Below are 21,805 nucleotides of genomic sequence, written 5' to 3' on the forward strand. Positions count from 1 at the left end.
ATACAATGAACAGACGTTCCTGGATCCGTAACACCGGATTGCTCACGGCTGCTTCGATAACTGGCCCGGCTACCAATGCCGGGCATGTTGCCGATAAGCCGGTACTGAAAATCGCACACATTACCGACGTGCATATCCGCGAAGGCGACGACGCGCCGAACCGTTTCAAAAAGTGCCTCGCCGACGTTTTGAAACATAAACCCGATTTCTTCCTCAATGGCGGCGACTCCATCCACGCCGCAGATTATAAGGATGTTACCCGTGACACCATGCTCGGCTACTGGAAGTTATGGGACGAATGCACGGCAAATCTGAAAGGTTACGAGATCCACAGCTGCATCGGCAACCACGATCCCTGGTGGGCGGCGCCTTCGAAGGAGGATGAAATGTACGGCAAGAACTATGTGGTCAAAAGGCTCAAAACGCCGGGCCGCTATTACAGTTTTACCAAAAAGAACTGGCATTTTGTGATCCTTGACGGGAACAACGAGCACGTTTCACTGGACGACGAACAATACCAATGGCTGGAAGCGGACCTGGCGAAACTCGCACCGGAAACATTTGTGCTCCTGATGTCGCATTACCCGATCCTGGGCGCTACGCCTATGCTCGCGGGCGGGGGAGGGCATTCGGATTACAAGAAGCTGAAAAATCTTTTTTACAAGCATCGCGACAAGGTTCGCATTTGCCTCAGCGGGCACCAGCATTTGCAGGACCATACCGAGTACAATGGTATACAATATTGCTGCAATGGCGCGATGAGCGGCTTTTGGTGGGGGAAAGGGGACGCCGAATCGGCTGCACCGAATTACTACCAGGAAACGCCGCCGGGCTTTGCCATGCTCGAATTGTATGCGGACGGGAAGGTCACAAATGCCTATTACCCACACGCTTACTAAGCATAATGGTCCATTAAAAATCCTGTCGGCACTTCACAGTTTTTTGCGAAGAATGCCGGCAGGCTTCTTTTTTGCATAAACTATCTCGATTTTGACCTAATTTGCGGGCCAGATTAACGATTCCTGACCCGATGCCCTTGTTCTACCGCTTTTATGCCGCGCTTTGCGGCGCGTTACTGCTTCTCAGTCATTCCCAAGCCCAAACGGTTTCAGTCGCCGACGCGGGCATTCGCCCCGATACTTACGAAAACATCACCGCCCGCGTTCAGCAGGTGATTGACGAGGCGATCCGCACCGGAAAGACAACCGTGACGTTCCCGAAAGGCCGTTATGATTTCTGGCCGGATGGTGCTATCCGTGAAAGGTATTTCATTTCAAATACGGCTACCGAAGCCGAGGATTCGCTTAAAATCCGCATCATCGGCATGCTGTTCAGGAACGCCCGTAACCTGACGATCGAAGGCAGCGGCGCGCTGTTTGTCTTTCATGGCAAAATGACGACGATCGTGCTGGATCGCTGCGAAAATGTGAAGCTGCAAAATATCCACGTCGATTTCGAACGGCCGACGATGTCGGAAATGCGGTACGCGAAGGTTGCCAATGGCGAAGTCGAGCTGGACATTCAGCGCGATGCACGTTATGCGATCCGAGACGGCAGACTGGAATGGTTTGGAGAAGGCTGGAAAACGACGCATTTCCACGCCGTAGAGTTTGATACTACCCTGAAAACCATGCGTTACAGCGACTGGAAGCCTTTTGCGAACGCGCAGGCGACAGAAATCAGTCCCGGCCGCGTGCGTTTCAAAACCCGTGTTACGCCCAAACCTGGTAATATCCTCACCGTCCGCGACATCATACGCGACCAGGTTGGGATGCATATCCGCGAATGCAGAAATGTGACGCTCGAAGACGTAGGCATGCATTATATGCACGGCCTGGGCATTGTGAGCCAATACACCGAAAACATCACCATGCGCCGCGTTACCTGTGCGCCGCGACCGGAAACAGGCCGCATGATAGCCTCGTCCGCCGATTTTATGCACTTTTCGGGTTGTCGGGGAAAGGTTACCGTCGAAGATTGCCGGTTCTCAGGCGCGCATGACGACCCGATCAACGTGCTCGGCACCAACCTCCCCATTGTGGGAAGGCCCGATGTAAACGCGCTCAAAGTGCGGTTTATGCACGGCCAGAGCTATGGTTTCAATGCATTCTTCCCGGGCGATACGGTAGCATTCGTGCATTCGGCTTCCATGGAGCGGTTTGCCCATGGTTTGGTTAAAGCAGTTAGCCGGCTCAACGACCGTGAGGTGCTGCTAACCTTTGAAAAGCCTGTTCCGGCGGGCCTGGAAGAGCACGATTGTGTAGAGAACATGACCTGGACGCCGGAAGTACTCATCCGCGGCAATCATTTTACCCGCACCAATACCCGGGGCATACTTCTCACAACTCCACGAAAGGCCGTGATCGAAAACAATACATTCTTCCGCACCGGTATGAGCGCCGTGCTTATCGAGGCGGACGCGGAAGGCTGGTATGAATCGGGCCCGGTGCGCGACGTCACGATCCGAAACAACGAGTTCATCGATTGCGCTTACCAGGGCGGCCCGGGCAATGCCGTCATCGCCATTAACCCGTCGAACAAAGTGGTGGACGCCAGGAGGCCCGTTCATTTCAATATCCGGATCGAAGGCAATACTTTCAAAACATTTGATTACCCTGTTTTGTACGCAAAAAGTACCCGAGGATTGTTTTTTGGCAATAACAGGATCATACGCACAAACGACCTTGATCCGCAATCGGGCAATCATCATATGTTCTGGTTCAATGGCTGTACGAATGTCGAGGTTTCGGATTTGAAGCTGGAAGGAGAGGTGCTGGGCAAGAATATCCGGTTGGAAAACATGCCCAAAAGCAACATAAAACTGAGCGGCTCACCCAAACTGATTTTTGAATAATTTTACCATTATTTGCCAAAAAATTATTGATGAAAACATTTCTAGGCCCGCTAATTTGCGCTATTGCCGCATTCAACCCGCTGCGAGCGCAGCCAAACCCCAATCCCCAACCCGCGCCTTTGTCGCTATGGTACCAACAACCGGCCAAAGAATGGATGACCCAGGCATTGCCGATTGGTAATGGTCATGTGGGCGCGATGTTTTTCGGCGGAACGGACGAAGAACGGATCCAATTTTCGGAAGGCAGCCTTTGGACGGGCGGCAAGGGAGCGAATGCAGACTATAATTTTGGTTTAAAAAAAGAAGCCTACAAACATTTGCCCCAGGTACGCGAACTACTCGCAGCCGGGAAAATGAAAGAAGCGCACGCACTTGCCAACAAGGAGCTGACAGGCGTTATTCATGAAAAAAAGGAAAATACCCCTTCTTCCGATTTTGGTGCGCAGCAAACAGTGGGCGATATTTTCGTGAAAGTGCCCTCCAAAGGCGTCGCACAGAACTACCGCCGCGAATTGAATATCTCCGATGCACTGGGCAAAGTGAGCTACGACGCCGGCGGGAGCCATTTTGAAAGGACATTCTTCGGGAATTATCCTTCCAAGGTAATGGTGTACAAATTCACTTCCTCGACGCCGGAAACGTATTCCATCCGTTTTGTAACACCGCATGCGAAAGACCATGAGCATTTTGACAAAAAACAATACACATTCGGCGGGCATTTAAAAGACAACCACCAGGAGTTCGAAACCGTTTACCGCATCGATACCGACGGTAAAACGGCTTTCAGCAATGGCGTGCTAACCGTGACCGGCGCAAAATCCATTGTGCTGATCCACACCGTGGCGACCGATTACCTTATGAAATTCCCTGATTATAAGGGTAACGACTACAAAAAGGCCAATGCCGCTACCATGGCCAAAGTGGCCGGAAAGACCTACGCCGCATTGCTCGCCGAGCAGCAAAAGGATTACCACAATTTATACGACCGCGTCGCATTGAAACTGGGTAATGCAACCGCGCCGGCCATTCCTACCGACCAGCGTCAGAAAGCCTATGCGGCGGGACAGCCCGATACCCGTTTGGAAGAGCTTTATTTCCAGTACGGCCGCTATCTGATGATCTCGTCCACACGCCCCGGCACCATGCCGATGAGCTTGCAAGGGAAATGGAACGACAGTACCAACCCGCCGTGGGCGAACGACTATCATACCAATATCAACGTGCAGATGCTCTACTGGCCTGCCGAGGCGACCAATCTTTCGGAATGCCATTTACCGCTGATGGATTTTACCCGGTCCATTGTAGAACCGGGACGTCTGGCGGCGAAAGAATTTTTCAATGCCAAAGGTTGGATCGTCAATACGATGCTGAACGCCTATGGTTATACCTCGCCGGGATGGGATTTCCCCTGGGGCTTTTTCCCGGGTGGTGCCGCTTGGCTTTGCCAGCATATGTGGGAGCATTATGCATTTACCAATGACAAGGTATTCCTGAAAAATACGGCCTATCCGGTCATGAAGGAGGCTTCGGAGTTCTGGATGGATTACCTGACCGGCGACGGCAAAGGCCGGCTCGTTTCATCGCCATCGTACTCGCCGGAGCATGGCGGTATTTCCAGCGGTGCCACCATGGACCACGAAATGGCCTGGGACGTGCTCAACAACACGGCCGAAGCCGCAGCCGTGCTGGGTATCGATGCCGATTTCGCACAGAAGGCCCGGGCTACCCGCGACAAGATATTGCCTTTGCAGATCGGCCGTTGGAAACAGTTGCAGGAATGGCGAGAGGATGTCGACGACTCTACCAGTCACCACCGGCACGTATCACACTTGTATGCATTGCACCCTGGCAAGCAAATTTCGATTACCCAAACCCCGGCCGAAGCGGAAGCCGCGCGCGTGAGCCTCAATGCCCGTGGCGACGAAGGTACCGGCTGGTCGCTGGCCTGGAAAGTCAACTTCTGGGCGCGTTTGCAGGATGGTAACCGTGCGCACAAACTTTTCAAAAGCGTGCTCCGGCCCGTAGCCGACCAGGGTACCAACATGGCCGACGGCGGCGGCTCATACGCCAACCTCCTTTGCGCCCACCCGCCATTTCAGCTAGACGGCAATATGGGCTCCACCGCTGGAGTAGCCGAAATGCTCCTCCAATCGCAAACCGGCGTGATCGAACTATTGCCCGCATTACCTGATGCATGGGCGACCGGTTCGGTGAAAGGTTTGAAAGCGCGCGGTAATGTGACGGTAGATGAAGTTTGGGAAAATGGTAAATTGAAATCCGTGACGCTCGTCTCACCCAATGCACAGAAACGGGTATTGAAATACGGAAACAAAACGATCAATGCAGAGATAGGTGCGGGAAGGGAAAAGACGTGGAACGTAGTTGATTTTAAATAATCTAAAATCAAAATGCGGTAGTCATACCGTAGCGATGTAATATTGGTAGCGGTCAAGCCGTCTCCCATATACCGGGAAATGCCGTCAGGCATGTAACAGCAAAGCATTGTTGTTGCATGCCTGACGGCATTTTTAACTAAGCCAATCCGCCATATTACTACCAATATTACATGCCTGACGGCATTCGCCCGCCACTCATTTCTGACCATACCTGACCACCACTTGACCACCCCCGATTACTGCCTGACCATTCCTGATACTTTCCAACCGGTAAATCACACACCTACCTCCCTTTTCAATACATAATCACCGAACTGAACGACGATGGACATCGACCACGACGCTACTCCGCCCGACGCCGAAAACGAAGCCCGGCGTTTTTTTCTGAAACAATCCATGTTCATCGCCGGGCTTTCGATGGCGCCGGCGGACCTTCTGCAAGCAGCACTGGCACCTGAGGACGGGCCGGTAGGTAATGCGGCTAAGGTGAAAATATCGCTGACTGTCAATGGAAAACGCAGACGCATTTCCATTGATCCGCGCATGACATTGCTGGGTTTGCTGCGGGAAAATCTCGGATTGACAGGAACCAAAAAAGGTTGTGATTTCGGGCAATGCGGGGCTTGCACCGTGCATGTCGACGGACGTCGGACCTTGTCTTGCCTGACGTTCGCTGCCATGCAGCATGGCTCGAAAATCACCACCATTGAAGGATTGTCGAGTGGGGACAACCTGCACCCGTTGCAGGAAGCGTTTATCAAACACGACGGGTTTCAATGCGGCTACTGCACGCCTGGGCAGGTGATGTCGGGGGTTGCGTGTATACGTGAGGGGTGCGCGGGCTCAGCAGAGGAGGTGCGGGAATATATGAGCGGCAATCTATGCCGTTGCGGAGCTTACCCGAACATTGTGGATGCCATTCTCGAAGTAAAAATGGAGGGCTTGAAAGTATGAAACCATTTCAATATCTCCGTCCGAAAACAATCGCGGAAGCCATTAGCATGGCCGCCGACGACCCCGAAGCGCGTTACATTGCAGGAGGGACCAATCTGGTCGACCTCATGAAGCGGGGCATCGCGTCGCCCACAAAGCTGATCGATATCAATCACCTTCCGTTAAAGAAAATAGAACACCGGTACGACCGCCTACGCATCGGCGCATTGGCGCTGAACAGTGAGGTTGCGAAACATAAGGCTGTTGTGACCCGCCAGCCGTTACTCGCACAGGCATTGCTCGCGGGCGCGTCGGGGCAGTTGCGCAATATGGCCACGGTGGGCGGTAACCTTTTGCAGCGCACGCGTTGCAGCTACTTTTACGATCTTGCATTGCCTTGTAACAAGCGCAAGCCGGGCTCCGGCTGTGGCGCGGAAGGAGGCATTAATCGCACACACGCCATCTTTTTTGCGGGAAACGGCTTTGGCGGGATCGAAAAGTCGTCGTGCTTGGCCGTTCACCCCAGTGATATGTGCGTGGCACTTACTGCCGTGGATACGGTAGTGGTGGTCAATGGCCCGGACGGGGAGCGGAGGATACAAATGAAGGACTTTCTTCGCCTGTCTACCCAGCAGCCCGAGCTGGATACCAACCTCGGCCCCGGCGAGCTCGTGACGGCCATTGAGGTGCTGGATAATGCATTTGCCAAACACAGCCATTACCTGAAAGTGCGCGACCGGGCTTCCTATGCCTTTGCATTGGTGTCGGTGGCAGTGGCGCTGCAAATGGACGGCGGCCGGATATGGGATGCGCGGCTCGCACTCGGTGGTGTGGCCCATAAGCCCTGGCGCTACTGGGCTATCGATCTCATGTTGAGGGGAAAAGCTCCGTCGGAGCAGCTTTTCAGGGAAGTCGCGGAGCATGAAATGGAAAGTGCAAAGGCTCTGGAAGGTAATGCGTATAAGATTAAATTGACATCCAATGCAATGGTTGCTGCATTGAAAACCGCCGCGGGCATTTCCTGATCGGGCTATGAAAAAACAATTGTTGGATAATGCATCGGACACCTCGCTCGACCGCGTCGACGGGGCTGTAAAAGTGACCGGCACTGCGACCTACTCCGCCGAGTACCTCGTACCGGGACTTGTACACGCCGTATTGGTAACGAGTACTATCGCCAAAGGCAGTATCACGGCCATCGAATCGCGCGAAGCGGAAGCCGTTCCTGGCGTGCTAGCGGTCATCAGCCATCTCAATGCGATTACTGTGCCTGGCTGGCCGGAGCGAAAGCAACCTGCTGAGCGGGTACCAGTGGGCACGGCACTCCGGGTGTTTTATGATCCGCTGATCTATTTCGATGGCCAGCCTGTGGCGATGGTCGTGGCAGGCACGCGTGAGCAGGCAGTGCACGCGGCGTCGCTCGTGCGTGTGACTTATCAGCAGGAAACCCATCAAACCCATTTTGAAAAAAATATAGGTAAAGCAGGTGTTGCATTGAATGTCCAGCGCTCCAAAAATTCACCTTTTCAGGACTATCAGCGCGGCGAGGCAGCTAAGTCAGAAAATACCGAAGTCAGGATCGAAGCCGAATACACCATTCCAACCCAGCACCATCAGCCGCTGGAACCGCATGCGATCATTGCGGTATGGGAAGCGGACGACAAGCTGACAGTTTACGATAAAAACCAGGGTGTTAAATCCGCGCAGGGACAATTGGCGCAGGCATTCAAACTGCCCCGGGAAAATGTGCAGGTAATATCAAAGTACATTGGCGGCGCTTTCGGGTCGGGAATTCGCGTCTGGCCGCATACAATGGCGGCGGTAATGGCGGCAAAGCAGTTGAAGCGGCCGGTGAAATTGGTACTGGGGCGGGAGCAGATGTTTACCTCTGTCGGTTACCGGCCCTATACCGTCCAGAAAATCAATATCGGTGCTACCAAAGATGGCCGGCTGATTGGCATTGTGCATGAAGGGACGGGGCAGACGTCGATGTACGAAGAACATTTGGAGCGCACCGTTCTCGCGTCGCGTACGCTGTACGCCTGCCCGCATGTAGCCACGCGCTACCGCCTGCTCCCGCTCGATGTGAACACGCCCACCTGGATGCGCGGGCCGGGCGACGCCACGGGCATGTTTGCATTGGAATCGGCTATGGACGAACTGGCATTTGCATTAAAAATGGATCCGCTGGAATTTCGGTTGAAAAACTACGCCGAATCCGATCCCGAGCGGAATTTGCCCTGGTCGGCGAAATCGCTGCGGGAATGCTATGAGCTGGGTGCGGAAAAGTTTCGCTGGAACAACAGGATGCAGGCGCCGCGATCGGTGACCCAGAACGGCCTGCTAATGGGGTACGGTATGGCATCGAGCCTGTATGGTTTCCACCGGCACCCCTCGAAAGTGAGGGCGGTTATACAGGCCGACGGCTCTGTGATCGTCCAAAGCGCGACGATGGACATAGGCCCCGGTACCGGCACGGCTATGACGCGCATTGCAGCCAAAGTTTTAGGTGTGAATGCAAAAAAGATCCGATTCGAACTGGGGCACTCGGCGTTGCCCGATGCTCCCGGCCAGAATGGTTCGGCCACGATCCCGAGCGTAGGCTCGGCGGTGCACGTGGCTTGTGAGGCGTTGAAGACCAGGTTGGTTGCGCTGGCGCGGGAAATGTCAGAACGGTTTAAGTCAGGGGGCCAGGTGGTGGTCAGAAATGGTCAGGTCTATGGTTCGGTTGACGACAAGGACGGGGTGAGTTATGCGGATATTTTGAAATACCATCATTTAAATGAACTCGAAGTAACGGAAGAGTCGAAATCGGGCGCGGAGCGTGACCAGTATTCGATGTATTCATTTGGCTGCCATTTCGTGGAGGTGCTGGTGAGCCCGCTTACGGGTGAGGTGCGCGTTACGCGGGTGGTCACGTGCGCGGATGTAGGTGCGATCATCAATTACAAAACCGCCCGCAGCCAGTCGATCGGCGGCGTTGTGGGAGGGATCGGAATGGCATTGATGGAGCATTCGGAAATGGACCACCGCTTTGGCCGCTATGTTACCACCGATTTTGCCGGTTATCATATTCCCGTGCATGCCGATATTCCGCCCATTGAAGTATATTACATCGACAAGCCGGACGTGCACGTCAACCCGATCGGCTCCAAAGGCCTTGGCGAAATTGCCATCGTGGGGGTCGCCGCGGCTATTGCCAACGCGGTTTTCCACGCTACCGGCAAGCGGGTGAGGGAACTGCCGATCACGCCCGATAAGTTGGTTTAATCGTAGCGTTTTGTTTCGAATCAATCATTTTAAATACAAATCATTTTGAAAAAGTACACACCGGTCATCGCTTTTGTCGCGATTGTAATCGCCTCAACCCTTGCATTATACAGTTTTCGTAGTGGCGGGCCCGGCGGTAGCATGAAATGGAAGCCGGGTGTTGCATTGTATTCTTTCAACCGTTTTTCTTTTGAAGATGCGCTTGATAAAGCCGACAGTATCAATGCAACGTATGTCGAAGGTTTCTTTTTTCACAAATTGGGCGATGCGTTCAATGGCCACTCCATTCCCAGACTGACCGACGAGGAGATCAAAAAAATGAAAGGTATGCTCGACAAGCGGGACCTGAAAATGAAGTCGCTTTACGCCGACGGTAAAAATGAGGACGATTGGAAAGCTAATTTTGAATTTGCCCAAAAAATGGGCCTTGAGTTCCTGACCGCCGAGCCGCAGAAGCAGCATTGGGACGCGATCGAGAAAATGGCAGAGCACTATAAGGTCAGGGTGGCTATTCACGAACACGCCAAAGGTTCGAGCTATTTCTGGCATCCCGATTCCGTGGCAATGGCTATGCAGGGCCGCCCGCATTTCCGCGCCTGCGCCGACATCGGTCACTGGGTACGCAGCGGCCTCGATCCTGTGAAATGCCTTCAAACCCTGCAAGGGAAGATTATATGCCTGCATATCAAAGACCTCGACGCCGCGGGGAACCTCAAAGCAAATGACGTAATGGTAGGGACTGGCGTGATCGACTATCCGGCCGTCATCGCCGAGCTTAAACGCCAGCGCTTTGACGGCTACGTTTACATCGAACGCGAAGGAAATTGGAACAAAAACCTGCCGGACGTTGATCACGCTTTGAAGTATCTTGATCGGCTGAACCGGTAGTGGGTGGCTGCTGACCGCTTCTGGCTATCCTGACTGCTTCTGTCATCCTTGACGTACGACCATCCGGCCACGTCCGATAATACCGACTAACCTTTAACCCACTTGACAATCAAATTAGCGACTAGTAGTATTTGAAAGGCCGCGAATGTGACAACGGCCATCATGAAGCGCGTGTTTAGATCCTCCCAGTCCTGATATTGTTGCGGCGACATCGGTTTCCAGGTATCAACCGCATTGTTGGGCGGGTAGCCCGTCGCGCTGATTATGTACAGGGCGATGCCGATTGTTGCGAGTACGTGTGCGGCAGTCAGTTGCGGAAAGCCGGTGCGGCTCCGGGTAAGCCAATACAGGAGGCTGGTAATCAGTATGATCGTGATCAGGAACTCGGCGATCAGGTCGATCCGAAGGATGTAATAGGTGTCGTAAAGCTGCACATCCACTGCGTAACTGCGCCTTAGCCAGGCCACGATGGCCAGAATAGGGCAGGAAAGGAGGAGTACAATGTGGGGTTTGGTGTGGATGAAGCTCTTGCGCATTGACCTTTTGATTTGTAAGGCAAATTAATGGATAAATATTTGCCCGGCTTTGCTTTTGTGTTAAATGTCATCGATTTCAAAATGTCTGTTAGTAATGAGCCTGACGCTTAAAACCTTGAAAATACTGCTCGGCATGCTCGTCGGCTCCTCCACCGCCTTTGCCCAAACCCCTCCCGACCAAATGGACCTCTATCTCCTTGTCGGACAGTCCAATATGGCAGGGCGAGGGGCGACGGATGCCGCTTCAAAGCCTAATTCTCCCAAAATATGGGCCATTAACCGCCATAATGAATGGACAATGGCTACCGACCCGCTTCATGAGGACAAGCCCGCGGTAGTAGGGGTAGGTCCCGGCCTGACCTTCGCGCAGGAAGTGCTCAAAGAATATCCCGACCGCCCGATAGGCCTCATTCCCTGCGCAGTAGGCGGCAGCGGCATCGACGACTGGCTGCCGGGCGTTCGGCATGAGCAAACCGGCATTTACGCCTACGACGAAATGCTCGCCCGTGTGAAAGAGGCACAGAAGCGCGGGACGATCAAAGGGATTATCTGGCATCAGGGCGAATCCGACAGCTCACCTGAGAAAAAAGATGCTTACGCCGCCAAGCTGGCCGATTTTTTCAAACGCCTGCGCAGGGATACGCATACCGAAGATGTACCGCTGGTCGTAGGCACACTGGGAGACTTTTATGTTGCCAAAAACCCTGCGGCAGCATTCGTTAACGATGTAATTGCTGATTATGCCAAAGATACCAAACGCGTTTACCTGGCTTCGGCGTCGGGCCTGACACACAAGGGCGATGACACGCATTTCGATGCCCCTTCGGCGCGGGAGCTGGGGAAGCGGTATGCGGAGGCGTTTTTGAAAGCGAAGGAATAGCGGTTGTAAAAACGAGGATGTAGAACCGGCGCATTAGGGTAAATGGCCAGGTTCCTCGTCAATTAAATATCGGCGCAAGGCTGGCCCGGCGCTTTTTACATTAACCGCAAAAACTCAAAAACCTGATCACCATTTATTCATGAAAATCAAACATTTAACGCTCCTGGCGGCATTGGCTTGCGGATATTCGGCCTCTGCCCAGAAAGGAAAGCCGCTGTTCCCCGATCAGCCGGGGATAGTTTCATACACATTCCGGACAAGTCTCTCGAAAGATGCTGCCGCGACATTGGACACAATCAAAGCGTTGAAAATTACGGACATGGAGTTTTCCAGCCTGTTTGGTAAGACTGCCGCGGAGCTCCGCAAGTTGCTGGACGAGCGTGGTATCAAATGTTCGTCGTTCGGGGTAGGATATGCCGACGCGCTAAACAAGACGCAGGAAGTAGGCAATAATGCCAAAACGCTGGGCGCGAGCTTCGTGCGTGTGGCGTGGGTGCCGCATAAAGGACCATTTACGCTCGAAGCGGCTCAACAGACGGTAGCTGATTTCAACAAAATAGGTAAGCAACTCAAAGAAGAATTCGGCCTTACATTCTGCTACCATAACCACGGCTACGAGTTCGAAAAGCACGGCGACGGTACGCTCATGGATTATATTATCCAGAACACTGACCCGAAATATGTCAGCTTCGAACTCGATATGCTTTGGACCTTTTTCCCCGGACAGGACCCGGCTGCGCTCATCAGCAAGTATCCCGACCGTTTCAAACTCATGCACATGAAGGATCTGAAAAAAGGGGTGACGGGCAATATGTCGGGCGGCACGCCGGTCGAGAACGACGTTGCATTAGGCACGGGTCAGATCGACATTCCGGCCGTTCTGAAAGCTGCGCGGAAAGCGGGACTTAAGCATTACTATATCGAGGATGAAAGCCCTAGCTACGCAAAACAAGTACCGCAGTCGATCGCTTATTTGAAGAGTTTGAAATACTAATTCTTATTGAAATAACTGCTTTGGTAGCCGCATCCGCATTTTACCGGCGGGTGCGGCTATTGTTGTTTTGTGCCCTCGAATTCAGGCTATAATGGATAAAACAGTCCGGTGAAGGATGCCATGATCAGGGCTGTAACTATTGCGCCGGCTCCTAAAATCAACAACGCCTCCCTCCTGAAGCCTGCGCTTGCATCCGGCCCCGATGCAACCCGCGCGAGCTCCACCCTGCGTGCGTAATGCGCGCACGCTATATGCGTGAAGGCGCAAAGCACTGAAAGCGTATAGTAGGGGATAAAAAACAGCTTTTCAGGATAATGGACTGCTACTCCCGATGCGAAATAAAAATCTGTTTCGATATGCCAGTCGTACCGTGCCAGCAGTACCGCTGTGACATGGTTGATCAGGAATAACGAAAGGTAAACTCCGCTGACCGCCTGTGCTATCACATACAGTGGCTGCCTTCTGAACCCTTTTGTGAAAACCAGCCGCAGGCCGCTAATAATCTGGATTGTAACGCACAGCAGTAATAATACCTCCACCGGCGGAAACCGGTACACCATCCGGAAATATTTCATGACCGTAATGTGCAGCGCCGGTCCGCCGAGGGCAAAAAGGTGGTTGGAAAGGTGTAAAACGAGAAACGCCGCGATGGCGACCCCGGAAATTCTGTGTAATTGTTTCAACTTCATTGGTATATTGCCTTGCTCTTTGTGCCGGTTTGGATTATTTCTTGGTTGTTGGGGCTGGATATTCGGGCGTGTATGCGTTGCGGCCGTCCTTGATCAGAAACAGCAGCAGCACACGCGTGGGGCGGTCGCGAAGCGGGTTGGCTGCGAGCGAATGAAGGACGTTTCTTTTCTCGAAAAACATCTGGCCGGTTTTGTACGCAACCGGAGCCGCATGGTCCAGGCCAATTTGCACCTCGCCTTCGAGGACATAGCCGAATAGATCGCAGTCGTGGCGGTGGCTTACGGTATCCGTTGCGCCCGGGGCGATCGTCATAACCGACGATTCGAGTTTGTAGCCTTTCAGGTCGGCGTCGGTGAGCCATTCGCTGCGCACGGCTTGAAATTGGAACGGATCGGCCGTAACACCGGCTTTGGTATGCTCGTGTTGCGCAATGGATGGGATGGAGGCGAAAGCCAGCAGTAGGAAAATAATAGTTCGCATTGTTCTTCAGGGTTTTGGTGATCAGGCAAATATAAATGCGCCTTACACATGCCGGATAGTCCAATGACCATATAGTTGCTAGTCCAGAATTAAACCATTGGAAATGATTGAGCTCGGTAGCCTGATCAGGGTTTGCAGGCAGGGAGATTTGCCGTTATACATTCAAATCGTTGAACAAATCAGCACGCTGATCCGGGAAGGTGTCTTGTGCCCGGGTGTGCAAATCCAGCCAAGCCGGGAGCTGGCCCGCTCGCTGAAACTTCACCGGAATACTGTCGTAGCGGCATATGAAGAGCTGGAAGCTCAGGGGTGGATCCTGGTTAAGCCGAGGAAGGGGTGTTTTGTTTCGCCTCGGATGCCGGGAACCGTACCTGCCCCGCTGGCGCAGCCGGGGCAGGTACGCGAAGCAGGCTATCCCGTTTCAACCGGTTACGATATTGACTATGAAATGCGGGAGGAGTTGCAGGTCAAATATCCGTCGGGAGCATTTAAATATGTGTTCAATGAGGGTTTCCCGGACGTAAGACTAACCCCTCTGAACGAGCTCCTGCGGGAGTACCGCGTGATAGGCAAGCGGAAATTTGCCCGGGATTACCTTTCCTACACAGCTAAGGAGGGCTCGCCACGTCTGCGGGGTGAGGTTGTTCGCATGCTCCGGCAGACGAGAGGGCTGAATATCGGCATCGAGCACGTATTTATTTCCAAAGGCGCACAGATGGGCATGTACCTGGCGGCATCGCTGCTGCTGAAACCGGGCGATTCGGTGATCGTGGGTGATCCCGGTTTTTTTGTAGTGACCCAAATGTTCATCCGGCTGGGCGTTAACGTATGCCGCGTGCCGGTGGACGGGGAGGGGATCGACGTCGACGCCGTGGAAGCAATTTGCCGGAGCACGCCCGTGAGGCTCATTTATGTCATCCCGCACCACCATCATCCTACCACGGTTACCTTGTCGGCCCCGCGAAGGCTCCGGCTGCTCGAACTCGCCAAAACCTACCGGATCGCAATCATTGAGGATGATTTTGATTTTGACATTCACTATGAGAGCCATCCCACATTGCCGATGGCCAGCCGCGACGCGAACGGGAGCGTTATATATGTCGGCACGTTGACGAAAATTCTTGCTCCTGCCATTCGGCTCGGTTTCATCGTCGCTCCGGCCAAACTCATTGCCTTGCTGGGCCAGCACCGGTATGTGGTCGACTTGCAGGGCGATAACCTCCTGGAAGAGGCGGCGGCGGAACTGCTGCGCAATGGGGCCGTCGAACGGCATCTGAACAAGATCAGAAATTTATACAAAGAACGCCGGGATCTGCTGTGCGCCATGCTCGCCGAGCGCCTGCCGGGCATTGTCTCGTTTACGGTACCAACGGGCGGTATGTGCCTTTGGGTGCGGTTCAACGGGGTCGATACTGCGGGTGTTGCCCTGGAAGCACAGCGGCGGGGTCTTTTTATCAGGGATGGAAAACGGCATAACCCGCCGGGTGCGGACTTGAACGCAATGTGCATCGGGTTTGCGTCGCTTGGTTTGGAAGAACTCAGGGAGGCCACTACGCTTTTAATCGACGCAACATTGCACACGATTTCGGCTAATGTTCAGATTGTCCAGCTAAACCGGCAAATTGTATAAGCGTAACTGTCGCCAGACGGCTACTTTTGCGACATTATTTAGAATAAGTCTACTTATTAATAAAAGCCAAGGGACTTATTCCCTCGCAGTTTGCTGCGCCGGAGCGCATTACCTATAAACGCTGAAACATTTAAAGCAATGCAAATTAATACAATTCTGCATACAGGGCTTCTTTGTGCCTTGTCGTTGGTCGCCTTTGCCCAGCAGGCCGATGTTATCCTCACAGGACAGGTCAGGTCGGAGGATGGTGAGACGCTTCCCGGCGCTTCGGTGAGCCTGAAAGGGACTTCGCACGGCACATTCACCAGCGCCAACGGAACGTATACGCTCGAACACGTCCGCCCTGGTTCCTATAAGCTGCTGGTTTCGTTTATGGGTTACCAGACTCAGACCAAAGACATTACCCTTAAAGCCGGTGAACATTTCAAACACAATGCCAGACTGGTTTCGGAAACCCGCGAACTGGAATCGGTTTCGGTGATAGGCCGGACGGAGACGAAGGAAATTAACCGCCAGGCTTATAATGTGACGGCTATTGATGCCAAAAAGCTCCAAAATTCCACACTCGACCTTTCCCATGCGCTCGACCGCGTGTCGGGGGTGCGTGTACGGGAGAGCGGGGGCGTGGGCTCCAACATGAATTTCTCGCTGAACGGCTTCACGGGCCGGCAGGTCAAGTTTTTCCTCGACGGCGTGCCTATGGATAACTTCGGTTCTTCATTTCAGCTTAATAACATTCCGATTAACCTTGCCGAGCGCGTGGAGGTGTATAAAGGCGTGGTGCCGATTTGGCTCGGCTCCGATGCATTGGGGGGCGCGGTGAATATCGTGACGAACACGCGGCAGAACAGCTACCTGGACGCTTCCTATTCCTACGGCTCATTCAACACCCACCGCACGACGATCAATGCGGGTTACACGGGTAAAAATGGTTTTACGGCCCAATTGAATGCATTTCAGAATTATTCGGACAACAATTATTGGATCACCGTCGATGTCGCGGACGTGAACACCGGCGAGTATTTCCGTAACCAGCGCCTCCGCAGGTTTCACGATACTTACCATAATGAAACCGTGATCGCAAATGTGGGTGTAGTGGGCAAGAAGTTCGCCGACAAACTTTTGCTGGGGATCACATTAGGGAAGAACAAGGCCGAAATCCAGACGGGCGCACGGATGGTGAGTGTCTTCGGGCAATGGCACCGCAAGGGCAACATTGTAATGCCGAGTTTGAAATACCAGAAGAAAGATTTGTTTGTGAAGGGTTTGAATGTAAATATCTCGGCCAATTACAACCTCGGCCAGGAGCAGAATGTGGATACGGTATACCGCCGCTACAACTGGTTCCAGCAATTCAAACAATACGAAGGGAAAGGTAGCGAACGGGAGCGGTCGCTGTACAAATTCCGGAACAACAACGGGCTGGCAACGGCGAATGTGACCTATCAGATCGATCCGCGGCATTCGATTACGATCAATAATGTATTCAACACATTTAACCGCAAAGGCCAGGACGAGCTTTTCCCTGAATCGGCGAAGTATGAGCAGCCGCGCGTCAACAAGAAGAATGTGCTGGGATTAGGCTACAAATTCGATTACAGCGAGCGTTGGAATACCTCTCTATTTCTCAAACATTTCTCGCAAAACAACAAGTTTTCAGTCTCTTACAACCCCACGGGCAACTGGGGCGATGAAGCGTTTTTAGTTCAAAAGAATGGTTTTGAAAAACTGGGATATGGTATCGCTTCCACCTATTTTCTTTTCAGGAATTTCCAGTTAAAAGGTTCATTTGAAAAGAGTTACCGTCTGCCCGAAACCGACGAGCTCTTCGGCGACCTGCTGAACCTGGAAGGCAACATCGAACTCGATCCGGAAACGAGCTACAATTACAACCTCGGTTTCAGCTACAATGGTGCGATCAACCGCATGCACCGGTTCAGCGTGGACGCCAATGTGCTCTACCGCGACGCCCAGGGCTTTATCCGGCCGCGCTTGAACGCCAACCAGACCAAACAGGTAATGGATAACCTGGCCGACGTGACCAACTTCGGCATCGATGGCGAAGTGCGCTACTCGTTCCGGCAGCTGCTCACGGCGGGCGTCAACCTTACTTACCAGAACCTGCGCAACAATACGCGCTTCGAGGAAGGTTACACCACTGAAAGCCCGCTCTATCGCGACCGTATCCCTAACATGCCGTTCCTGTTCGGCAATGCCGATGCTGCCGTTTTCTTCAAAGACCTTGGCAAGAAAGGCAACACGCTTACCCTTGGCTACAACCTGCTTTATGTACACGCCTATTACCTCTACTGGCCGAGCCTCGGCAGCGACAAGCTGGACATTCCGCAGCAGCTGAGCCACGATGTGAATCTGGTGTACGCCCTAGCCGACGGCAGATACAATGTCTCGTTGGAATGCAAAAACCTGCTCGACGCAAAGCTGTTCGATAATTTCAGCTTGCAGAAGCCTAGTAGGGGTTTTTACGTCAAATTTCGCTATTTCATCAGTAAATAATCTTTAATAATTCAATAATCCAATCAAAGTAAGAAAATGAAAAAGTCATATTTGAAATGGTTTTTCGCAGTGGGAGTGGGCGTCGCTTTGGGCGCGTGCAGCAGTGACGACGATACGACCAACCCGACGCCGGAACCGAGTACCGGTAGCCAGTCACGTTACGTGGTAGCTTCGGCACCAATCGGCTCCCAGGGCGTTGCCGATTATCTTCTGACCACGGGCGATCTTTCGCAGGGAACGATCAGCACGGTAGGGCAGGGTATCGAGCAGGATGGTTCTTACCGCTACTACCTAACGCATAAGGGCAAGTTTTTCAGCTTGCTATACGGCCAGGGAAACCCAGGTGCTGTCACCACATATGCATTGGATGAAAAAGGCGGGTTGGTGAAAACCTCCGATTTTCAGAGTGAAACTGTCCAGGTTTTTGCACCTGCGGGCGACGATATTCTCACTATCAAAGTTCCGAGAAGCGGTAACGAAAGCGCTTCATGGTTCCGCATTAATGCCGACCAGTCGAAAATCGTAGGCGAAGCCCAGGTGAACATCGTGAAACTCGCGGGCAATGGCGAGCGTGCGCACTTCACATGGGCCACGCAGGTAGGCGACAAGGTTTTTGCGCCTTACATGAGCATCAAAGGCGCTGCTCCCGACGTGTTCGGCACCGCATATCCCGACAGCAGCTGGATCGCCGTGTTCAATTACCCGGCGATGACGCTCGATAAGGTGATCAAAGACAACCGTACGAGCTTCATCGGTTCGTATTTCAACAATGGCTTGTCCGTGGATGAAAACGGAGATGTGTATGGTTTTTCTCCGGCATCGGCCACCAACAGTGGCGTAGCTACTACCACCAAGCCTTCGGCGTTTGTACGTATCAAGAAAGGAACGACGGATTTCGACAAGAGTTACTTCTTTAATGTGCAGGAAAAATCGGGTGGCTACAAAATCGCCAATCAGACCTATCTGGGGGGCGGCAAGTTCCTGCTCTATATGTATGGAGATCTGGGCAAGGCATCGGGAAGCAAGAAACTGGCCATCGCGGATGCTTACAATCAGAGATTTGCATGGGTAACCGGTGCACCGGACGCAATCGCTTCTTCGTCGGCTTCTTACAATAATAATACGGTCAGCGATGACAAAAAGAGCGTCTTTGTAGGCATCAATACCGATGCGGGAAGCTGGGTGTACACAGTGGATATTGCCACTGCGGCCGCCAGGCAGGGCCTCAAAGTCGAAGGCGGGGCCATTACCGCCATTGTCAAGGTCAAATAGTTTGGGTTTTAGGAGTACTACAAACCCCGCCGCAGCTGATTGGCCGGCGGGGTTTGTGTTTTGGAGGATGTGCGGCGGCTGCCGATATTTGAGGTCGCAAAGCGGGCAAAAAAGTGGGAAAGGGATATGGATTACACAGGTAGCAAGTCGATAGAGGAGCAGCATCACCAACAGCAGCGCACGGAATTTCCCCTGCACGACATGGGGGATGCCTTTTTTGCGATGGCTACCATCGAGGAAGGCGACGAACATTTTTTTAACGGCATTCACCGTCACGATTTTTATGAAATGTTGTGGTTCACCGACGTGGGGCCCGGACAGGCGCATTACATCGATTTCAATCGGTTCACTATCGAGCGCAATCAGGTTTTCCTGCTGCTGCCCGACCAGGTCCACAGTATGGACCGGCGCGACAAATGCGGTTTTCTGATCGCTATTTCCAAAGACTTTTTCGAGCGCCTCATCGGCAACGACATCTTCAAATTATTTAAATACTCCACCAATTTCTCCGTCACTATACCCGATTGCCGCCTGCCCGTTCTGAACGCCCTGCTGGACCTCATCCGCATTGAATATGAAGATGCCCAACGTCCGGCGATCCTGGAATCCTATCTCCGGAGCTGGTTTCTGCATTGCATTGAACTGCAAAAGGAGGGCGACGGCCTCTCTGCGGGTGATCCGCGGCTGCAAATGCTGCTGGAATCCATCGAAACCAACTACCGCAAGCAGCGCAAGGCTGATTTCTACGCCAACCAGCTCTCATTGAGCGCCAAACGCCTCAACGAACTTACCCGCGCCTCATTCGGGAAGACTGTCAGCCAGATGATCAACGAGCGTCTCATCCTCGAAGCCAAACGCGAAATCGGGTACCTGCGCAAGCCTATCAAAGAGATCAGCTACGAACTGGGCTTTTCGGAACCTGCCTATTTTACGAGGTTTTTCGGGAAACAGACAGGGTTTACGCCCGAGGAATTTCGTAGGCGGAATGTGGCGTTGATGTGAGGAGTGACAAAGCCACTTGCTTTTCCAGTATTATTTTATATATTCGAATATTCTTTGCAGTAGCAAGGAACCTACAAAGGTCTCAAACGCTGAACCCGTAATCAGCGTTTTTTTGTTTTTGCGGCTGTGGCGTGAATCAAAAATCAGAGTTGGTCCAGTCCGGGCTATTTTGAATAATTTGAATGGTCCGCTGGGACTGGATTTCATAAGCGGTAATAAATTTCGCCTTCAGATATCCCGTAAACCGGATCACAACAACGTAACTATCCTTAATAAACGCAACCCGCCGGGCGCCGTCATATTTTTTTCTTTCTCTATCCCATCCTTGTTTCAAAATTGCGTCAGGGTCGATCAGAGTGTCTTTAATCCAAAGCATTTTTTCAAGTCTGTTAAACGACAGTATTGATTTGTCTCTTGCTTTTCGGCTGTCGCTTTCATAAAAGGCATGATCGAACATGTCCTCGAAGAACTTAACATGAATATTATCAAGTGTGTAAATAGGTCTGGATGGATCGCAATACTCCTCTTTCCAAAGCTGCCGGAGCTCTTGCTCAGTCATCGCATGCGGCTTTATTTTTTTGTAACCCATATTATCCGCCACCTTACAACTTTGTCGTCAAACAATATTTTTTCTTGCAAGTTGAGCGTTGGGTTTTTGCTTTTGGACAAACCATCCATCTGATATTGCGGTTAGGCTTGCGGCTGCAATATCTTATTTTTCTTTTTGCGATTTGCTACCACTAAAAAGTCTATGTAAGCCGGTTATACATTGCAATTTCACCCCACCCGCAACCCAAAATCGAATCGCCCGCTCACCACCCTTCGTAAAATCCCGATCTGTCCGCAGTGGTACATGGTGTGCTTCACATTCCAATCAATAGCTTCAAACTTGTTGGTGGCGACGGGATGCGGAATAGAAATGGGTTCCAACGGGTTTTCAAGCTCTTCCAATGTGACGGTCGAAAGGATTTCCAGTGATTTCTGCTGCATGATTTTCAAGTCGGTGAGCAGCTTTTCGGGCGTGAACATGCCGACGGACTGTGCTGCCCCGGCGATGGTGAAGTAATCGCTGTAATCCTTGATGGGCAATTGGCGCAGGATATCCATTTGATGCCCGCGGATGACCATGATGGTGTGAAAGTAGTGGCTGACGATCAAGTGCCCGACTTGCCAGTTGATGCTGGATTCGATGGTGTCGGGAATGATCTCCCATTTCTCGAATGGTATGTTTTCGATGAGCTTGTTGGTCCACTCGTAGGAGTTCGCATTCTGGTGGATGAGCAGTTCAATGGTGTTCATGTTTTTGGCTGGCTGAAAAGGAAGTGGAATCCCAATGTATCGTATTTCCGGTAAGTGTTTGCAAGTCACCAATGGAAAATTATGAGACACGCAATTAATGGAAATATTGATAGAATATTTATGACGAATTTTTTTACAAAAACGCCTACATTTGATAAAAACTGACT

The 21,805-nt window shown here is 52.3% G+C and carries 18 protein-coding genes; 13 read left to right on the top strand and 5 right to left on the bottom strand.

Annotation, left to right across the window (positions count from 1 at the left end; genetic code table 11):
• Positions 1-5: 5 nt before the first annotated feature.
• The 7 genes from ACTJJJ_RS03060 (at position 6) to ACTJJJ_RS03090 (ending at position 10,341) form a co-directional block, all read left to right on the top strand.
• Positions 6-899 carry a metallophosphoesterase family protein gene (locus ACTJJJ_RS03060; RefSeq protein ID WP_188930780.1) on the top strand — a complete coding sequence of 298 codons (894 nt, stop codon included), beginning with the start codon at positions 6-8 and terminating at the stop codon, positions 897-899.
• Positions 900-1,030: 131 nt separating this feature from the next.
• Positions 1,031-2,854 (top strand): alpha-1,3-galactosidase-related protein, encoded by a 1,824-nt coding sequence (locus ACTJJJ_RS03065; protein WP_440701422.1) that lies wholly within the window; start codon positions 1,031-1,033, stop codon positions 2,852-2,854.
• Between the two features lie 29 nt (positions 2,855-2,883).
• Positions 2,884-5,250, top strand: a complete 2,367-nt coding sequence (locus ACTJJJ_RS03070; RefSeq protein WP_188930775.1) for a glycoside hydrolase family 95 protein — start codon at positions 2,884-2,886, stop codon at positions 5,248-5,250.
• 324 nt (positions 5,251-5,574) lie between these two features.
• Complete coding sequence (locus tag ACTJJJ_RS03075) at positions 5,575-6,204, top strand: (2Fe-2S)-binding protein (RefSeq protein ID WP_188930773.1); 630 nt, start codon at positions 5,575-5,577, stop codon at positions 6,202-6,204.
• A complete protein-coding gene (locus ACTJJJ_RS03080) occupies positions 6,201-7,208 on the top strand; it encodes an FAD binding domain-containing protein (protein ID WP_188930771.1) in 1,008 nt (335 codons plus the stop codon). Before ACTJJJ_RS03075 ends, ACTJJJ_RS03080 begins: the two co-directional genes overlap by 4 nt.
• Positions 7,209-7,215: 7 nt before the next feature.
• Entirely contained in the window at positions 7,216-9,453 is a 2,238-nt protein-coding gene (locus tag ACTJJJ_RS03085) for a xanthine dehydrogenase family protein molybdopterin-binding subunit (protein WP_188930769.1), read from the top strand.
• Between the two features lie 45 nt (positions 9,454-9,498).
• Positions 9,499-10,341: a sugar phosphate isomerase/epimerase family protein gene (locus ACTJJJ_RS03090; RefSeq protein WP_188930768.1), complete on the top strand. Its 843-nt coding sequence runs from the start codon at positions 9,499-9,501 to the stop codon at positions 10,339-10,341.
• 86 nt (positions 10,342-10,427) lie between these two features.
• On the opposite strand, the gene ACTJJJ_RS03095 is transcribed toward ACTJJJ_RS03090, so the two are convergent.
• Complete coding sequence (locus tag ACTJJJ_RS03095) at positions 10,428-10,877, bottom strand: hypothetical protein (protein WP_188930766.1); 450 nt, start codon at positions 10,875-10,877, stop codon at positions 10,428-10,430.
• Between the two features lie 94 nt (positions 10,878-10,971).
• On the opposite strand from ACTJJJ_RS03095, the gene ACTJJJ_RS03100 reads away from it, so the two are divergent.
• A complete protein-coding gene (locus ACTJJJ_RS03100) occupies positions 10,972-11,757 on the top strand; it encodes a sialate O-acetylesterase (RefSeq protein ID WP_229221683.1) in 786 nt (261 codons plus the stop codon).
• A 139-nt stretch (positions 11,758-11,896) separates the two neighbouring features.
• Entirely contained in the window at positions 11,897-12,751 is an 855-nt protein-coding gene (locus tag ACTJJJ_RS03105) for a sugar phosphate isomerase/epimerase family protein (protein ID WP_188930764.1), read from the top strand.
• A gap of 86 nt (positions 12,752-12,837) precedes the next feature.
• Here the strand turns inward: ACTJJJ_RS03105 and ACTJJJ_RS03110 are convergent, their stop codons facing one another.
• Together ACTJJJ_RS03110 and ACTJJJ_RS03115 are read right to left on the bottom strand one after the other, a co-directional pair.
• Positions 12,838-13,434 (bottom strand): hypothetical protein, encoded by a 597-nt coding sequence (locus ACTJJJ_RS03110; RefSeq protein ID WP_229221681.1) that lies wholly within the window; start codon positions 13,432-13,434, stop codon positions 12,838-12,840.
• Between the two features lie 40 nt (positions 13,435-13,474).
• A complete protein-coding gene (locus ACTJJJ_RS03115; protein ID WP_188930760.1) occupies positions 13,475-13,921 on the bottom strand; it encodes a cupin domain-containing protein in 447 nt (148 codons plus the stop codon).
• A 103-nt stretch (positions 13,922-14,024) separates the two neighbouring features.
• On the opposite strand from ACTJJJ_RS03115, the gene ACTJJJ_RS03120 reads away from it, so the two are divergent.
• The 4 genes from ACTJJJ_RS03120 (at position 14,025) to ACTJJJ_RS03135 (ending at position 20,339) form a co-directional block, all read left to right on the top strand.
• The gene (locus tag ACTJJJ_RS03120; protein WP_188930759.1) at positions 14,025-15,551 is read left to right on the top strand and encodes an aminotransferase-like domain-containing protein; all 1,527 of its coding nucleotides are present in this window, start codon (positions 14,025-14,027) and stop codon (positions 15,549-15,551) included.
• Positions 15,552-15,689: 138 nt separating this feature from the next.
• Complete coding sequence (locus tag ACTJJJ_RS03125; protein ID WP_188930757.1) at positions 15,690-18,065, top strand: TonB-dependent receptor; 2,376 nt, start codon at positions 15,690-15,692, stop codon at positions 18,063-18,065.
• 36 nt (positions 18,066-18,101) lie between these two features.
• Positions 18,102-19,337 (top strand): DUF4374 domain-containing protein, encoded by a 1,236-nt coding sequence (locus tag ACTJJJ_RS03130; protein ID WP_188930755.1) that lies wholly within the window; start codon positions 18,102-18,104, stop codon positions 19,335-19,337.
• Positions 19,338-19,463: 126 nt separating this feature from the next.
• Entirely contained in the window at positions 19,464-20,339 is an 876-nt protein-coding gene (locus ACTJJJ_RS03135) for a helix-turn-helix domain-containing protein (RefSeq protein ID WP_188930752.1), read from the top strand.
• A gap of 136 nt (positions 20,340-20,475) precedes the next feature.
• Here the strand turns inward: ACTJJJ_RS03135 and ACTJJJ_RS03140 are convergent, their stop codons facing one another.
• Together ACTJJJ_RS03140 and ACTJJJ_RS03145 are read right to left on the bottom strand one after the other, a co-directional pair.
• The gene (locus ACTJJJ_RS03140) at positions 20,476-20,928 is read right to left on the bottom strand and encodes a hypothetical protein (protein ID WP_188930750.1); all 453 of its coding nucleotides are present in this window, start codon (positions 20,926-20,928) and stop codon (positions 20,476-20,478) included.
• A 188-nt stretch (positions 20,929-21,116) separates the two neighbouring features.
• Complete coding sequence (locus ACTJJJ_RS03145; RefSeq protein ID WP_188930748.1) at positions 21,117-21,638, bottom strand: DinB family protein; 522 nt, start codon at positions 21,636-21,638, stop codon at positions 21,117-21,119.
• Positions 21,639-21,805: the final 167 nt, after the last annotated feature.

The organism is Dyadobacter sp. 22481 (assembly GCF_052044875.1).
GTDB classification, from domain to species: Bacteria; Bacteroidota; Bacteroidia; order Cytophagales; family Spirosomataceae; genus Dyadobacter; species Dyadobacter endophyticus.